We start from the raw sequence: 15667 nt of genomic DNA, 5'->3' as shown, positions 1-15667 counted from the left end.
CAAGAAAGCCCTAAATAGGGCTTTTAAACTGGATATACAGGATGTTTACGATCCGTGAATACTTGATATTTACTCATATACATTTCGAAACGTCCTTTTAACTCTTCACGTAAATTGTTTGGATGAACAATACCATCAATCACCATCTCTGATGCTAAATGATAAATATCAATATCTTTCTTATACTCTTCACGTTTTTCAGCAATGAAGCTAGCACGCTCTTCTTCTGGTAAAGCTGCAATTTTATTTGCATATACAGCATTAACCGCAGCTTCTGGACCCATTACCGCAATAGAGGCTGTCGGTAATGCCAAACAGCAATCTGGTTCAAATGCTGGACCTGCCATCGCATATAAACCAGCGCCATATGCTTTACGAACAACGATAGAAATCTTCGGTACAGTCGCTTCACTCATTGCAGAAATCATTTTTGCACCGTGGCGAATAATACCAGCACGCTCTACTTTTGTACCGATCATAAATCCTGGTACATCCGCAAGGAATAATAATGGAATATGATATGCGTCGCATAAATTAATAAACTTAGCAGCTTTATCAGCTGAATCATGGAATAATACGCCGCCCTTCATACGCGGCTGATTTGCAATAATACCAACTGGCTTACCATCAATACGTGCTAAGCCTGTAATTAGCTCTTGAGCAAATAATTTTTTTACTTCATAGAATGAACCTTCATCAATAACTCTATTAATGAGATCTTTCATATTGAAAGGAGCATTTTGATTTTCTGGAATGATTTGTTCTAACGTTTTATCGAATTGTTTCGGTTCTTGAGGTGTAACCAATGGAGTCTTTTCTAAGTAGTTGTTTGGAAAATATGAAATGTATTGTCTTGCTTGTGTAATCGCATCTTCTTCTGTCTTACATAAAACATCTCCGCATCCTGATACAGAGCAATGCATACGAGCTCCGCCCATCTCTTCTAAAGTTACCTTCTCACCGATAACCATCTCAGCCATACGAGGAGATCCTAAATACATAGATGCATTTCCTTCTACCATCATTACAACGTCACAAAAGGCTGGAATATACGCACCACCAGCTGCAGAAGGTCCAAATAACAAGCATACTTGAGGAACTTTACCTGATAACTTTACTTGATTATAGAAGATTCTTCCTGCACCGCGGCGCCCTGGGAACATTTCTACTTGATCTGTAATACGTGCTCCAGCAGAGTCGACTAAATAAAATAACGGAACACGTAGTTTTTCAGCTGTTTCTTGAATACGTAAAATCTTTTCAACTGTGCGTGATCCCCATGATCCAGCTTTTACAGTAGAATCATTGGCCATTACACACGCAGTACGACCATGTATTTTACCCGTTGCCGTTACAACGCCATCCGCAGGTAAGCCTGTTTGTTCACAGTTAGCAAATAATGCATCTTCTACATATTCGCCATTATCAAATAGAAGCGCTAAACGATCTCGAACAAATAATTTTCCTTTTGCTTTATTTTGCTCATGATATTTCGGTGCCCCGCCTTGTTTAATTGTTTCAACTCGTTCTTCAAATGAATTAGATTGTTGTTTTTGGTCTAACATATTTACTCCCCCTTATACATCGGTTTGCGTTTTTCTTTGAATGCCTGTAATCCTTCTATTCGATCTTTCGTATGGATTACACCTTCATACGCTTGTTTTTCCATTTGTAATCCGGTATGTAAATCAACTTGAATACCATTTGAAATTGCCTCTTTTGCTAATCGAACAGCAATCGGTCCATTACTAGCAATTTTCTCTGCTATTTCAATCGCTTTCTCTTCAAGTAAATTAGCTGGTACAACAAATTCTACTAAACCGTATTCTTTTGCTTCTTGCGCTGAAATACGTCTACCTGTATAAATTAATTCTTTCGCTCTACCAACACCAATTAATCTCGGTAAGCGCTGTGTACCACCTGCTCCTGGTATAATTGCAAGTGTCGTTTCAGTAAGACCAAGACTTGCAGATTCAGCAGCAATTCTAAAATCACAAGCTAAACTTAATTCCGTACCACCACCAAGTGCAATTCCATTTATAGCAGCAATAACTGGCTGTGGTAATTGTTCAACCATCTCCATAGTAGTGCGAATCATACTAACAGCATGGCGAACTTGTTCTTCGTTCATATCGGCACGCTCTTTTAAATCTGCACCAGCACAAAATGCTTTTTCACCAGCACCAGTCAAAATAACTACACGCACGTTTGAATCTTCACTTATTTGAGTTAATATAGTTTGTAATTCATCTAATAATGCTAAAGATAATGAGTTTGCTTGTCTTTCACGATATAACGAAATCTTTACAACGTGAGGTGTTACATAATCAACTGAAATGTTTTGTAATTGTAGCATCTTCTCACCTACTTATCGTTTTATGTTGAAGCGCTCTATACACATGACTCGGTAATTGGATATTTAATTTACTTTGAATAAATTGACTTGCTCTCAATAACTTCTCTTCATCAATATTCGTTTGGACTCCTAACTTATGGAGCATATGTACTAGGTCATCAGTAGCAACATTACCTGATGCTCCTGGTGCATAAGGGCAGCCCCCGAGTCCACCACAAGAACTATCAAACGTTTTAATACCGTATTCTAATGATTTAACTACATTCGCTAGAGCCATTCCATACGTATTATGAAAATGCATTGCAAACTGCGAAGCATCATACTTCTTTAATAGATGTTCTAATACTTGTTCTACTTGTAATGGATTTGCTACACCGATTGTATCCCCAAGAGAAACTTCATAAATGCCGTATGAAAATAGTTGATTACATAATTCGTCAACTGCTGTGACACTTATATCCCCTTCATAAGGACATCCAAATACAGTAGAAACATAGCCTCTTACCTTTTTCCCTTCGAATAATGCCTGTTTTGTTATATCTTCAATTACAACTAATGCTTCTTTAATCGATTTATTAATATTACTTTTATTATGAGATTCACTTGCTGATAAAAAAACATTCACCTCATCTACATTTTGCAAAAAAGCTCGTTCCAAACCATTTTGATTCGGAACAAGCGCAGCATATGTAACATTTGGATCCCTTTTCAGCTCAGAAAATACATCATTTGCATCTGCTAATGCAGGGACCCATTTTGGGTGAACGAATGAGGAAACTTCAACATACGACAATCCTGCTTCTGTAAGTAGTTGAATCCATTTTACTTTATCTTTTGTGCCAACAATCTTTTTTTCATTTTGTAAGCCATCACGTGGCCCGACTTCTTTAATGACAGCAAAATTAGGTAGTTTCAATTCGCTTCCCCCTATATCTCCCTATTCAATTTCTAATAATACATCTCCTTCATTTACAAAATCGCCTTCTTGCACATTAATTTTCATAACTGTGCCAGCTTCTTCTGAAATGATTGGAATTTCCATTTTCATAGATTCCAAAATGACGACATCCTGCTCTTCCTCTACTGTATCTCCTACTCCTACAACAATCTTCCAAACGTTTCCTGCCATCGATGCGTATACTTTCGTCATCATTTTTTCCCCCTTAATATTGTTAAATCTTATTTTTTAACGAGTTGTTTCGTTACAAACCCCGTTGTATAAATACCCTCTTTGAACACTTCGTCTTCCAAAACTTGCAGTAGCATTGGCGTGTTCGTTTTAATACCTTCTACTTTTAATTCTTCTAGAGCATCATGTAATTTCGAAATTGCTTCTTCACGAGTCTCGCCATGTGCAATGACTTTCGCAATCATTGGATCATAGAAAGGTGTAATCGTTACATGATTTTCTAAGAAGTGATCAATCCGTACATTTGACGGTAATGTTAAATCTGTAATTTTCCCAGGTGATGGGAAGAATGTTTTCGGATCCTCTGCATAAATACGAGCTTCAATGGCATGACCACTACGTTTTACATCATCCTGAGTAAATGATAGTTTCTCTCCACTTGCGATAAGGAGTTGCTGTTCTACAAGGTCTAATCCCGTAATTTCTTCTGTCACTGGATGCTCTACTTGTAATCTCGTATTCATCTCTAAGAAATAGAAGTTCTTCTGATCATCTACAAGAAACTCAACTGTACCTGCATTTGTATAGCCAAGTGCTTTGGCAGCTTGTACAGCAACTTCTCCCATCGCCTTTCGTGTACCTTCATCTAAAAATGGTGAAGGTGCTTCTTCGATTACTTTTTGATTTCGGCGCTGTACCGAACATTCACGCTCCCATAAATACACTGTGTTACCATGTGTATCTGCTAAAAGCTGAATTTCAATATGATGCGCATCTGCTATATATCGCTCTAAATACATTTCTCCGTTACCAAAGAAGTTTTGCGCTCTTGTTTTATTACTTTCAAACGCTTTGGTGAGCGTTTGCTCAGTTTCCATCAACTGCATACCAATGCCTCCGCCGCCTGCGGATGCCTTAAGCATTAAGGGATAACCAATTTGTTTTGCAATTTCAATTGCTTCTTCAGCAGTTTCAATATTTGTAGTAATACCTGGGACTACTGGGACATCTGCTGCTTGCATTGCGATACGTGATTCGATTTTACTTCCCATCTTCGTAATGATTTCTTCTGAAGGACCGATAAATACGATTCCTTCTTCTTTGCAACGAACCGGAAAAGACGGATTCTCTGATAATAAACCATAACCCGGATGAATCGCTTCTGCATTTGTCTTCTTAGCTATTTCAATAATTTTTTCAAGGTTTAAATAACTTTCTTGAACACGCGGTCCACCTACTAAGTAAGCTTCATTTGCCATCTTCACATGAAGGGCATTTTCATCTGCTTCAGAATAAATAGCAACAGTGCGTATGCCAAGTTTTTGACAAGTTTTCATAATACGAACAGCAATTTCCCCGCGATTCGCAATTAATATTTTTTGAAACATAGTGATTCCTCCCTTTTATCTACATCCTAAATGTCTAGCAATTACGAGACGTTGAATTTCAGAAGTTCCTTCACCAATTTCTAATAGTTTCGCATCACGAATATGTCGTTCAACTTCATATTCACGCATATAACCATATCCACCATGAATCTGTACTGCTTGATTCGCAATACGGCTTGCTGCTTCCGATGCAAATAGTTTTGCCATTGCCGCTTCTTTGCCGAAAGGTTTATCGTTATCTTTTAACCAAGCTGCTTTATGTACTAAATTGCGTGCTAGCTCTACTTCAGTCGCCATATCAGCTAATTTAAATTGAATCGCTTGAAAATTAGAGATTGACTTTCCAAATTGTTGACGTTCTTTCGCATATTGTAATGCACGTTCAAAGGCTGATTGCGCAATACCAACTGCCAATGCAGCGATTGAAATACGCCCTCCATCAAGTGTATATAAAAATTGTTTAAAGCCTTTATTTACATCACCAAGAATATTTTCTTTCGGTACACGAACACCATCAAGTACGATTTCACAAGTATTAGAAGCGCGAACACCCATCTTATCGTAAGGACTTGAAATCGTTAATCCTTCACTCGTAGTAGGCACGATAAATGCAGAAATACGTTTTCTACCATTCTCTTCAATACCGTTGACAGCGGTTACAATAATTGTATTTGCATACTCTGCGTTTGTAATCCAACACTTCTCACCACTGATTACATACTCATCACCATCTAATACCGCTTTCGTTTGAGTACCACCTGCATCTGATCCAGCATTCGGCTCCGTTAATCCGAAGGCACCTAATGTTTTACCTGACGCCATTGGAACTAAATACTTTTGTTTTTGTTCTTCTGTACCGAAATAATAAATTGGAGAAGCACCTAATGAAATTGTTGCAGCATAGCTTAAACCGGTGCCACCACAAGCGCGACCAATTTCTTCAACTGCTAAAGCATACGATACTGTATCGCCACCTGAACCTCCATACTCTTCTGGGAATGGGATGCCTAGTAATCCTAGTTCGCCCATTTTTTGAAATGTTTCATATGGAAACTCTGCAGTTTTGTCATAATATACAGCTTTCGGTGCGATTTCCTTTTCAGCAAAGTCACGTACCATTTCTTTAATCATTTGTTTTTCGCGAGTTAGAGTAAATTCCATTCCGCTACACACCCCTTATCGAATATTGAGTTTCGACAGCGTGCGAGTTTCTACTACAAACATAACAACTTAAAAGACAAGAATATTAGTTAGACAATTGCTATAATTCTGTCATAACTTAATTTTAAAACAGATTCTGTACTAATGCACAAAAAAATTCCTACATTGTTCTACAACAACATAGGAGGTTTTGTGTCGAATTATGTAATTTATTGTTTAATAATCTCTACCTTTTCCGGAATCAGAAATTTCTACTAATGCTTCAGGATATGGTTCGAAATATGTTTGTCTTAATAAATACTTTTCATCAAATCGAATAGCCCATGATTTTAAAATTGTAAGTAAACTACTAAGTGGTATTTTCTTTTCTGCATACTTTTGTAACAGTTCTATAAAATGATCTTTTTCTTGTTTTTTTAACTTTGTTTTAAAATATCCAAAAATGTGCTCGCATACATTTACATTCGATGTATAACGGGGCGCACGCATAAATAATTCATATAAAGTCTTCTCATAGTTTTCAAATACCACTTCAATCTTTTCATTTTTTTGATTTGCAATTATACGACCTAATTCCTTTTGTTTCACCTGATTATATGCCATAAATAAATATTTATTATCCGACTGAAACGATACAAGTTCTTTCATATTTTTATTGTGTTTAATCATTTTGTAATATGCGATTGTAAATAGCCTTGTAAAGAAATGCTCTCTAATAATAAAATTCGACAATCTACCTTCCTCTTCAATAGGAAGATACGAAAAATTTTTTACTACTGCTCCGCCAAATAAGCCAGCTCCTTTTCCCTTTGCTGGCGCTTTTTCAAAACCAGAATAAATTTTCACATCACGCGTACCACAACTTGGTGAACGATTCTTTAAAATAAAACCATCCACATCCGATATCGTTTGTAAAAAGTCATTTGAAAACTGTTCCATTTTTTCAGTTACATCTTCTCGTGTCGACGGTTGCACAAGTCTATTCTCACCATTTTCTTCTACAATTCGTATCGTTTCACGAGGAGTCCCCAATCCAATCTCGACTTCTGGACAAACAGGTATAAATGTAACAAATGGCTGCAAATTTCGTATTGTTACATCTGGAATCATCTCTCCATTATAACGACAAGCATCAAATTCTAAACATTTACTTACGACGATTGTAGGTTTTGCAAATTGTCGCATCTTATTACCTCCTTATTACTAGTCCGTATAATATAAATTGTACTAAGATTAACATTTTAAGCAAAGTTTGATTCAGTTATTTTTATGAGAAATATAAATCCAATGATACATTAACAATCATTCAACTCTATTTTCTATAAATGTGCGCCCTATTAATGAGGGTTTAGATATTGTGAAATGAATAATACACACATGCTTCGGAGAAATTAATGATTAAGAAAGGAGGGATTGTTATGAAAAAGAAATTATCATCTATTTTGAGTGTTTTAACACTATCTATTATGTTTTTAGGTACATCTACGCAAGCTGAATACGATGGAAATAATATGAATAGAGTTAATAACACTGATATTTCAACTCGAGTAAATGACAATAACTTAGACAGAGTTAATAATGATGTAAGAACTCGAAATATAAATACAACAAATGATTTAAATGATAATCGTGATAAAAATAATAATTGGGCTTGGCTTGGTTTATTAGGACTAGCAGGATTATTAGGTCTTAGAAGAAGAGACAAAGAAACACGCTGATTTAGAATGTTTTTAGTAAACAAGCACTTATTTATCAAAAATATATAATGAAAATAAATCGCCTTTTTAAAGGCGATTTATTTTTACTTAAAAGTAATGTATGTAATTCACACTTCAACGATTAAAATCGTGGAGTTAATCCATACAATATAAATTGAATCGTATTTTCAATTTCCGCTTCATCATTCCATTTTTCTTCAGGCAATAATAAAAATCGTGTTAATAATAAACCTAATACAGCTGATAAAGTAAGACGTAGTACGGAAGATGGTGGTATCTCAATAATTTCCCCTTCTTCTTGAAATTTCACAATCAACTTTTTGAAATGTGAAAACAGTTCTGTTTCTACTAATTGCTGTATTTCATTTTTCAGTTCTGGTTGGAATGGCACCTCTTGAATTAATATTTTTATCATAGGAAAGTGTTTTTGAGCAAATTTAAACCTATTATGAATTACAACCCTTAAAAGTCTTTCATATGATTCATACTCCGATTTAAATATTTCTTTTGCAAAGGTTTGTACGAAAAATGGTGCAGCGAACTTAGTTAAAGTTGGCATTACGACCGCTAGTAATAAATCTTTTTTCGTCTTATAGTAGCGGAAGATTGTTCCTTCCGCTACACCAGCCCGTTTTGCAATTTCACTTGTTGAAGTTGAAGCGTATCCTTTTTCTCCAAACATATCAACAGCCGCCTCTAATATTCGCATTTGACGTTCATTTCTTTTATCCGTATTAGTTGCAGCTATTAATTCCTCCAGCCAATCCTTCTGCATTTATAAAGCTCCTTTTTGTCATTATTATATTTTGCGATGTTTCTTTAAAGCAAATACATTTCCTACTGCAAATAATATTGAAAAAAGTAATAATACAGTAAGATCTAATGCAATCTCTGTAAACCCTTGATTCCGAATCATCACTTGTCTCATTGCGTCAGCGCCGTATGTGAGTGGAAATACTTTCCCTAACATTTGTAGCCACTTGTTCATAGATTCCATTGGAAACAATCCAGAAAAGAAGATTTGTGGCACAATAACAAGCGGTATAAATTGAATCATTTGAAATTCATTATTTGCGTATGCCGATAAAAACGTACCTAATGTTAGTGCAGTTAAAGAGAGCATACATGTAATAAGTAGCGTTAGCCATATAGAGCCAGCTACGTATAAATCTAAAATATAAACGGAAAAACTTACGATAATAATGGATTGTATAAAGGCAAAGATTCCAAAACCAATAATATAACCTGCGACTATTTCCCATCTTCTTATTGGAGTGGATAATAACCTTTCTAGCGTACCACTTAAACGTTCTCTTATGAAGGATACACCTGATAATATAAATACAAAGAAAAATGTAAAGAAACCAATTAATACAGGACCAAGCCCATCAAACATCGTAAAGTCTTTAGAGCCATGTAAAAAATTTACTTCAGGTTTCATAATCGATACATCATTCTTCTCTGTGCTTTTTTGCAATACTTGAAGTACAGCACGATTTTTTGACGAATCACTACCTTCCAACAGAAGTTTCATTTTTCCATTCTCTATACGAAATACTGCATCTACCTTTTGTTTTTCCAACTCAGAAATCGCCTTTTCCTTACTGTATTCATAAATTGACGCTTCTTGATTTTTCATCATTTTTACTATTTGAGCAGGCATATCAACAACAGCAATTTGCGGTATATAGTCTTTCTGTGTAAACACTAGTGACAAAAGCCAAAGTAATAACATCGGTGCTCCAAACATCATTGCTAACGAACGCTTATCTCGAAAAAATTGACGAATAATACGTATAATTACACCAGTAACTCTCATGATGGCACCACCTCTTCCAGCAAAAAGACATCTTCAATCCGTCCAGATGACACGCGTTTTTTCAATTCTTCAGTTGTTCCAACCGCAACTAGTTTCCCTTCTCTAATTAATCCTAGACGCTCACAAAATTCAGCTTCATCCATAATGTGCGTCGTTACAATAATCGTTGTGCCTTTCTTTTTAAGATCATAAAATTTTTCCCAAATCGTTTTCCTAAGAAGCGGATCTATCCCCACTGTAGGCTCATCTAAAATTAATATTTCTGGTTCATGGAGGAGTGCTATTGCTAATGATAAGCGTTTTTTCATTCCACCTGAAAATTGTTGTACTTGCTTTTTCATATACTGTGACAATTGTACAAGTTCAAAAACCTCTGCAATTCTTGTCTTTTTACTTTTTCCCTTTAATCCATACATCGTTGCTATAAAATCTGCATTTTCATATGCTGACAATTCTTCATATAATGCATCCGCCTGGGCCATATAACCAATTCGTTTCATTTCATTTAAATTAGGCATATTAGTATTATTAACAAGCACTTCACCTTTCGTTGCCTCATTAATACCTGCAATCATTTTAATGAGCGTTGTTTTCCCCGATCCAGAAGGTCCAACAAAACCAAAAATCTCTGCTTTTTCAACTTGCAATGAAAGATTGTGTAACACTTCTTTTTTTCCAAAACTTTTTGATACAGTCCGTAAAATAATTGAAGGTTGTTGCACGTTTCATCCTCCTTTTCCAATAAAAATGAGTGAGTACTCACTTTTATTTTACTCTTGCTTAATTATATGTCAAACTTCGTTGATTAGTATGTATGTTCAATCACCGATATTAAAAAATGAAACAGAGTCGACATTAGAATTTCATTTCCTAAAGTCGACTCTGGTTCATTTAAACTATAAATTTCACTTTACGTTTTTAAATTCATATACTTCCGAATTCTAGCAACGTCTAAAGAATATTCGATAACTAATTGCTGTAACGGTAAAATAACTGTGTCAGGATATAAATGTGCATATTGTAATGTTTCTGCATATTTTTCTAACCTTTTTTCTAAATACTTTATTATTTGATCAGGATGACTTACTAATAAACATTTACAATAATAATGGATTTGTTCCTCAATCGCCGTGTATTCTTCAATTTCATATTCTTTATGCATGTGTACACCCCTTTAAGTTTTTTATATGAATTACTTATCACAATTTTCACTCGACAAATTTTAAGTTTTTTGATTATTTACACTATAACAAACACTGAGGGTCAAATTTTGTTACTTTATGTAACGTAGAAAATTTTTAACAAAATTGTAATGTTTACTCCTGCAAAATACAGAAAGCCCCTTTACTCATTTTTGTATAAAAAAAATCGTACAGCTTAATTTAGCTGCACGACTACAATTTCTGGCCTATTCAAAATCCTTTGCGGAATGATACTATTTCCTAATCCTCTACTCACTACCATTGATGTATTTTGTTCTACATATAAACCCGCTGTATATTTAGGTAAAACACCTTGATTTGGCGCAACTAATCCTCCGATAAATGGCAATCTAACTTGCCCTCCATGAGCATGTCCCGATAAAACCAAATCCAACCTCTCATTCGTATATTCCTTTATAAATTCAGGCCGATGGGATAATAATACATTATATTTATCTGGCTGCATTTCAATTTTCGCTTTTTTAATTTCATCTATTATAATATTTCCTTCATCACGGTTTCCAGTAACAAACTCTGGATCATCAATACCTAGCAAGTTTATTTCTTGCTCACCCTTTCGAATGCCTACATGTTCATTCCTTAAAACATTGACATCATATTTCTTCAACTCTTTTTCTAAATTGTTATACTTTCCAGACCATTGTTCATGGTTTCCTGTCACAAAATATACAGGATATTTCTTTACAATTTCTCGTATTAATTGCATACTAACTTCTGCATCGTATGATTTACTGTCAATTAAATCACCCGTAATCGCAATAATATCTGGGTCTATACTTTTTATTTTTTGAATTAACACATCTTGATTATCGCCAAATTTTTTATTGTGTAAGTCTGAAATTTGTAGAATTTTATACCCTTTAAAAGAGGATGGTATTTTACTAGAGGTTATTTTAACCTCAGTTATACTTATTAAATTGTTCTGTAAATATAAAAAGATTGTAAAACCTACTAATATACAAATAATCATTACGATTCTATTAATCTTTTTTTTCATATTTTCTCCTTTATATTCTCATCAAACACTTCTATATGCTAACTGAATTATATTATACTTTCTTGAAATTTATTTAAATTAATAAAATAATACAGTACAGAAAATTTCATATGAGATACGTCATATATATTCGTTATATTTTTACTTTTACCTTTTTAATAATAAGAACACAAAAACGACTCTTATCACACGAAAAGAGTCGTTTTCTAACTTTATACTTTTAATACTTTTATGTTAAAAATGCGAAAACTAAAATACTATTACCTAAGAGCCTTAACTATAACTTCCGTTGCCTCTGCAATGAGTTGATTATCATAGCTAGCCTCTTTCTCATCTTTACTAGATAAAATTGCGATGATAATTGGTGCTCTATTCGGAGGCCAAACGATAGCAATATCATTTCTTGTTCCGTAACTGCCAGCACCTGATTTATCTCCAACTACCCAGTCAGTTGGTACGCCTGCACGAATAAGTTTGTCCCCTGTAGCATTTCCTTTCATCCACTCTGTAAGAATTTTACGTTTTTCAGCTGGAAGTGCATTTCCGACCGTAAAAGCTTTAAGATTCGTAGCAATTGCTTTCGCTGTACTAGTGTCACGAATGTCTCCTGGAATAGCTTCGTTTAATTCTGTTTCAAAGCGATCAGACATAGTAACCCGATCCCCCATCTTTCTAAGCGCTTTTTCATATCCTTTAGGTCCGCCTATTTTATTAAATAAAATGTTCCCTGCAGTATTATCACTTGAACGAACAGCAGCCTCAGCAATTTCTCCTAGTTTCATTCCAGTATCTACATGTTTCTCTGTAACAGGTGAATAATCCACTAAGTCTTCTTTCGTAAATGTGATTACTTCATTTAATGTATCAATTGAGTTTTGCTGTAGTAATACTCCTGCTGCTAAAGCCTTGTAGGTTGATGCGAAGGCAAATCTTTCGTTAGATCGATAAGAAATTGTTTGATTTGTACCAGTATCAATCGCATATACACCTACTCGAGCATCAAATTTTTTCTCAAGTTGAGAGAACTCTTTATGCATCGCCTGATTTTTATGTTTCACTTGTCCAGTCTTTTCTTTCGCTTCAACGTGCAGTGCCCCTCCTGTAAAAGCTTCTAGGCTTGTAATACTTAAACCTAATATACCAACGCATATTCCTATTTTTAGCATCCTCTTATTTTTCAAAATCATCATTCCTTCCAAATTTTTAGCACCTTTTTATACGTACACATAATAGACAATCACCGAACCAAATTTGTTCCATAAACTAAAAAAATTATAGCTAGTATGAGAGTTATTAACAAAATAAGAGATAGTAGCTACGACGCCTCTATCTCCTATTTCATATTTCATTTTTTTACTTATAAATGGCTTTATATGAACAGGTTCTTTCCCTGAGAAAAGTACTCTAATTTTGCTTAGAACTACCTGTACTAGTAGCTTCACCATGTATACGTTGCTGTTTTAAATCAAAGTATACATCTAATACTTCCTTTCCGATTATAGAATTAATTCCATTTTTATCATCATGAAGCCATGGAACTACTACGGAAAATGCTACTTCTGGATTATCATATGGAGCATATCCAACTAACGTTAAGTTGTAACATTCCATACGTTCTCCTTTTGCATTTCTACCAATCGGGTCATCTCCACCATATACAGTTTGGGCTGTTCCTGTCTTTCCTGCTGGTTTATATGGCGCGTTTTTGAAATATTTCACGCCAGTTCCATCACCTTCTTGGAATACCCATCTAAACCCTTCTTTTATCCGATCAATGTGTTCTTTCTTCATATCAATTCGATTTAATACGACAGGCTCTATGGAACGTATAACTTTGCCAACCTCTTCTTTTATTGATTGTTCTCGTATTTCTTGTACAATTTGAGGTTGCATTCTATAACCACCATTCGCAATCGTTGAAATATATTGCGCTAATTGCAACGGCGTATACGTATCATACTGACCGATAGAAAAATCTAGTAAAAACCCAGGTTGACTATCTACTTTTCTCGTTTGTCCAATTATTTCATTCGGTAAATCAATACCTGTTGGGACACCTAAACCAAATTGCTTGAAATAATAGCGCATCGTATCAAATGCTCCTTGCTTAATATCCAATGAGCCATTTGGTACGTAATTAACTCCCGCAATTTTTAAAGCTGTCTGGAACATGTATACATTCGAAGATACTTGTAAAGCCCGTAAATCATTAATATTACCAAATCCGGATACATTCCACGATTTCTTAGCTTGTGTACCTTTAAATTTCATCGGCGCGTCATAAAATTGATCTCCTGGATGTATTGCGCCTGTCTCATATCCAGTTAATAAAGTAGCACCTTTTACAGCTGACCCTAGCTCATACGAAGTTGTCATGTTTCCTAATGCCAAATCCTCAACTTCTATTTTCCCTTCTTTTTCTACAATCTTTTTGCCTGCCATTGATAAAATTTGTCCGTTATTTGGATTCGTCATGACAACAAAAGCTCGATCGAGCAGTGGCTCTGAACTCTTAAAAGCTCTCAAGTTTTTCTCTATACTTTCTTCCACTTTCTTTTGTAATTCCATATCAATCGTTAATGTTAAACTATTACCACTTTTTCCTTTAGAGATTATTTCTGTGCTAACAATGTTTCCTGATTTATCAGTAATATTTTTCACTTCTTCTTTTGTGCCGTGTAATACATCTTCATATCGTTGTTCAATATAACTTTTTCCAACACGATCATTACGGTTATATCCACGTACTAAATAAGAATCTAAATTTTCTTTCGGTAATCCTTCTTCACTACTCGTAATATTTCCTAATACAGAACGAAATAAATTACCGTTTACATAATTACGTTCCCAATCAACAGTTGCATCTACTCCTGGAAAATTCGCAAGATTTTCGCTTATCCGCGCATACTCTTCATCTGTTACATCTTTTTTAATGATTTGTGGTGTTAGTTGATAACCTGAACTCATTTTACTTTTAATAGCTAACACCTTTAAATCTTGTGCTGTTAATTCTGCTAATTCTACCTCTGTAACACGACCTCGTCTTAAGTCTTCTATTTTTTTATCTAACTCTTTTCCCTCTATACCCTTTTCTTTAAACTTTTCTATATCTTTCTTAGTAATCTTTGTCTCCGCACGTTTCGAATTCAACTGCATCCAAAAATCTTTTTTATCGATATCTGTTAATTTATTTATATCTTGTTCAGGCATTTCAAGTACTTTCGCCAAGTCTTTTGCTGTTTTTAAAATATCTTCACTCGTAATTCCCTTCATCCTTGTATACGTAATTGTGCGAAGAGATTTATTATTAACAACTGTTTTCCCTTCTCGATCTAAAATTTGTCCACGTGGAACTGGAATACTAGTTATTGCATTTTGACTACTTTCCACTTGGTTCTTATAAGCCTCTCCCTCAACGATTTGTACCTTTCCTAGCTGCATAATAATAGCTGAGAATAGTACAAATATGCAAAGGAACATTATATTTAATCGAATAGATATATATGTCTTCTGCTTCTTGCCTTTTTGTTCTTTCATAAATCCTCCATTTAATCCTTTCAGAAATTGCTACAAATACTAAAAGCATTCCTTATATATTAGATACCGATAATCGGTTATAAATATTGCCTCAATTTTTTGCTTAATCCTTGTAAGCAACCATTTCTTTTCGTTTAGATACGGAATTAATAACTCTCCCTTCCTGTTTTCTCTCTATTTTTTTGCCACTTGCATGAGAAGTGCTAAACTGTATAATGACCCTTATCAAACTTACATATAAACTTGCTAGTAAATTTTCATGCTAATTATTCCTTTCTTCATGCTGTAATACTTAATAGACAACCTAAACAATAAAGTTGTTCCACATTTACAAAAAAA

At 34.7% G+C, this 15667-nt stretch carries 15 protein-coding genes; 1 reads left to right on the top strand and 14 read right to left on the bottom strand.

Annotation, left to right across the window (positions count from 1 at the left end):
* Nucleotides 1-23: 23 nt before the first annotated feature.
* From DOS87_RS13660 to DOS87_RS13630, 7 genes are all read right to left on the bottom strand, one after another.
* Nucleotides 24-1565, bottom strand: coding sequence for an acyl-CoA carboxylase subunit beta (locus tag DOS87_RS13660; RefSeq protein ID WP_000886744.1), 1542 nt, complete (start codon nt 1563-1565; stop codon nt 24-26).
* Between the two features lie 2 nt (nt 1566-1567).
* Nucleotides 1568-2356, bottom strand: a complete 789-nt coding sequence (locus DOS87_RS13655; protein WP_000939814.1) for an enoyl-CoA hydratase — start codon at nt 2354-2356, stop codon at nt 1568-1570.
* Nucleotides 2357-2360: 4 nt separating this feature from the next.
* Complete coding sequence (gene mvaB / locus DOS87_RS13650) at nt 2361-3272, bottom strand: hydroxymethylglutaryl-CoA lyase (RefSeq protein ID WP_000775435.1); 912 nt, start codon at nt 3270-3272, stop codon at nt 2361-2363.
* Between the two features lie 21 nt (nt 3273-3293).
* Nucleotides 3294-3509 carry an acetyl-CoA carboxylase biotin carboxyl carrier protein subunit gene (locus DOS87_RS13645; protein WP_001987345.1) on the bottom strand — a complete coding sequence of 72 codons (216 nt, stop codon included), beginning with the start codon at nt 3507-3509 and terminating at the stop codon, nt 3294-3296.
* 26 nt (nt 3510-3535) lie between these two features.
* The gene (locus DOS87_RS13640) at nt 3536-4873 is read right to left on the bottom strand and encodes an acetyl-CoA carboxylase biotin carboxylase subunit (RefSeq protein WP_000486742.1); all 1338 of its coding nucleotides are present in this window, start codon (nt 4871-4873) and stop codon (nt 3536-3538) included.
* 15 nt (nt 4874-4888) lie between these two features.
* Entirely contained in the window at nt 4889-6034 is a 1146-nt protein-coding gene (locus DOS87_RS13635; protein ID WP_000397279.1) for an acyl-CoA dehydrogenase, read from the bottom strand.
* Between the two features lie 216 nt (nt 6035-6250).
* Entirely contained in the window at nt 6251-7219 is a 969-nt protein-coding gene (locus DOS87_RS13630; protein ID WP_001248644.1) for a YbgA family protein, read from the bottom strand.
* 233 nt (nt 7220-7452) lie between these two features.
* Between DOS87_RS13630 and DOS87_RS13625 the strand changes: the two genes are divergently transcribed.
* The gene (locus DOS87_RS13625) at nt 7453-7752 is read left to right on the top strand and encodes a WGxxGxxG family protein (RefSeq protein WP_061660872.1); all 300 of its coding nucleotides are present in this window, start codon (nt 7453-7455) and stop codon (nt 7750-7752) included.
* A 121-nt stretch (nt 7753-7873) separates the two neighbouring features.
* On the opposite strand, the gene DOS87_RS13620 is transcribed toward DOS87_RS13625, so the two are convergent.
* From DOS87_RS13620 to DOS87_RS13590, 7 genes are all read right to left on the bottom strand, one after another.
* Complete coding sequence (locus tag DOS87_RS13620) at nt 7874-8527, bottom strand: TetR/AcrR family transcriptional regulator (RefSeq protein WP_016512809.1); 654 nt, start codon at nt 8525-8527, stop codon at nt 7874-7876.
* Nucleotides 8528-8551: 24 nt separating this feature from the next.
* Entirely contained in the window at nt 8552-9571 is a 1020-nt protein-coding gene (locus DOS87_RS13615) for an ABC transporter permease (RefSeq protein ID WP_098578263.1), read from the bottom strand.
* Nucleotides 9568-10293, bottom strand: coding sequence for an ABC transporter ATP-binding protein (locus DOS87_RS13610; RefSeq protein WP_001187074.1), 726 nt, complete (start codon nt 10291-10293; stop codon nt 9568-9570). Before DOS87_RS13610 ends, DOS87_RS13615 begins: the two co-directional genes overlap by 4 nt.
* 188 nt (nt 10294-10481) lie before the next feature.
* Nucleotides 10482-10733: a hypothetical protein gene (locus DOS87_RS13605; protein WP_000548621.1), complete on the bottom strand. Its 252-nt coding sequence runs from the start codon at nt 10731-10733 to the stop codon at nt 10482-10484.
* A 215-nt stretch (nt 10734-10948) separates the two neighbouring features.
* Complete coding sequence (locus DOS87_RS13600; protein WP_000727189.1) at nt 10949-11791, bottom strand: metallophosphoesterase; 843 nt, start codon at nt 11789-11791, stop codon at nt 10949-10951.
* Between the two features lie 260 nt (nt 11792-12051).
* Complete coding sequence (bla, locus tag DOS87_RS13595) at nt 12052-12978, bottom strand: class A beta-lactamase Bla1 (protein WP_142330558.1); 927 nt, start codon at nt 12976-12978, stop codon at nt 12052-12054.
* A gap of 217 nt (nt 12979-13195) precedes the next feature.
* Entirely contained in the window at nt 13196-15328 is a 2133-nt protein-coding gene (locus DOS87_RS13590) for a peptidoglycan D,D-transpeptidase FtsI family protein (RefSeq protein WP_000662984.1), read from the bottom strand.
* Nucleotides 15329-15667 lie beyond the last annotated feature (339 nt).

The organism is Bacillus sp. CR71 (assembly GCF_003429245.1).
Taxonomy (GTDB): Bacteria; Bacillota; Bacilli; order Bacillales; family Bacillaceae_G; genus Bacillus_A; species Bacillus_A thuringiensis_S.
This window is presented reverse-complemented; position numbering and strand designations above follow the sequence as displayed.

Bases quoted from the DNA above. Each gene is read 5' to 3' on its own strand.
- DOS87_RS13660 (WP_000886744.1), bottom strand. From the start codon at position 1,565: ATGTTAGACCAAAAACAACAATCTAATTCATTTGAAGAACGAGTTGAA.
- DOS87_RS13655 (WP_000939814.1), bottom strand. From the start codon at position 2,356: ATGCTACAATTACAAAACATTTCAGTTGATTATGTAACACCTCACGTT.
- DOS87_RS13645 (WP_001987345.1), bottom strand. From the start codon at position 3,509: ATGATGACGAAAGTATACGCATCGATGGCAGGAAACGTTTGGAAGATT.
- DOS87_RS13640 (WP_000486742.1), bottom strand. From the start codon at position 4,873: ATGTTTCAAAAAATATTAATTGCGAATCGCGGGGAAATTGCTGTTCGT.
- DOS87_RS13635 (WP_000397279.1), bottom strand. From the start codon at position 6,034: ATGGAATTTACTCTAACTCGCGAAAAACAAATGATTAAAGAAATGGTA.
- DOS87_RS13630 (WP_001248644.1), bottom strand. From the start codon at position 7,219: ATGCGACAATTTGCAAAACCTACAATCGTCGTAAGTAAATGTTTAGAA.
- DOS87_RS13625 (WP_061660872.1), top strand. From the start codon at position 7,453: ATGAAAAAGAAATTATCATCTATTTTGAGTGTTTTAACACTATCTATT.
- DOS87_RS13620 (WP_016512809.1), bottom strand. From the start codon at position 8,527: ATGCAGAAGGATTGGCTGGAGGAATTAATAGCTGCAACTAATACGGAT.
- DOS87_RS13615 (WP_098578263.1), bottom strand. From the start codon at position 9,571: ATGAGAGTTACTGGTGTAATTATACGTATTATTCGTCAATTTTTTCGA.
- DOS87_RS13605 (WP_000548621.1), bottom strand. From the start codon at position 10,733: ATGCATAAAGAATATGAAATTGAAGAATACACGGCGATTGAGGAACAA.
- DOS87_RS13600 (WP_000727189.1), bottom strand. From the start codon at position 11,791: ATGAAAAAAAAGATTAATAGAATCGTAATGATTATTTGTATATTAGTA.
- bla (WP_142330558.1), bottom strand. From the start codon at position 12,978: ATGATTTTGAAAAATAAGAGGATGCTAAAAATAGGAATATGCGTTGGT.
- DOS87_RS13590 (WP_000662984.1), bottom strand. From the start codon at position 15,328: ATGAAAGAACAAAAAGGCAAGAAGCAGAAGACATATATATCTATTCGA.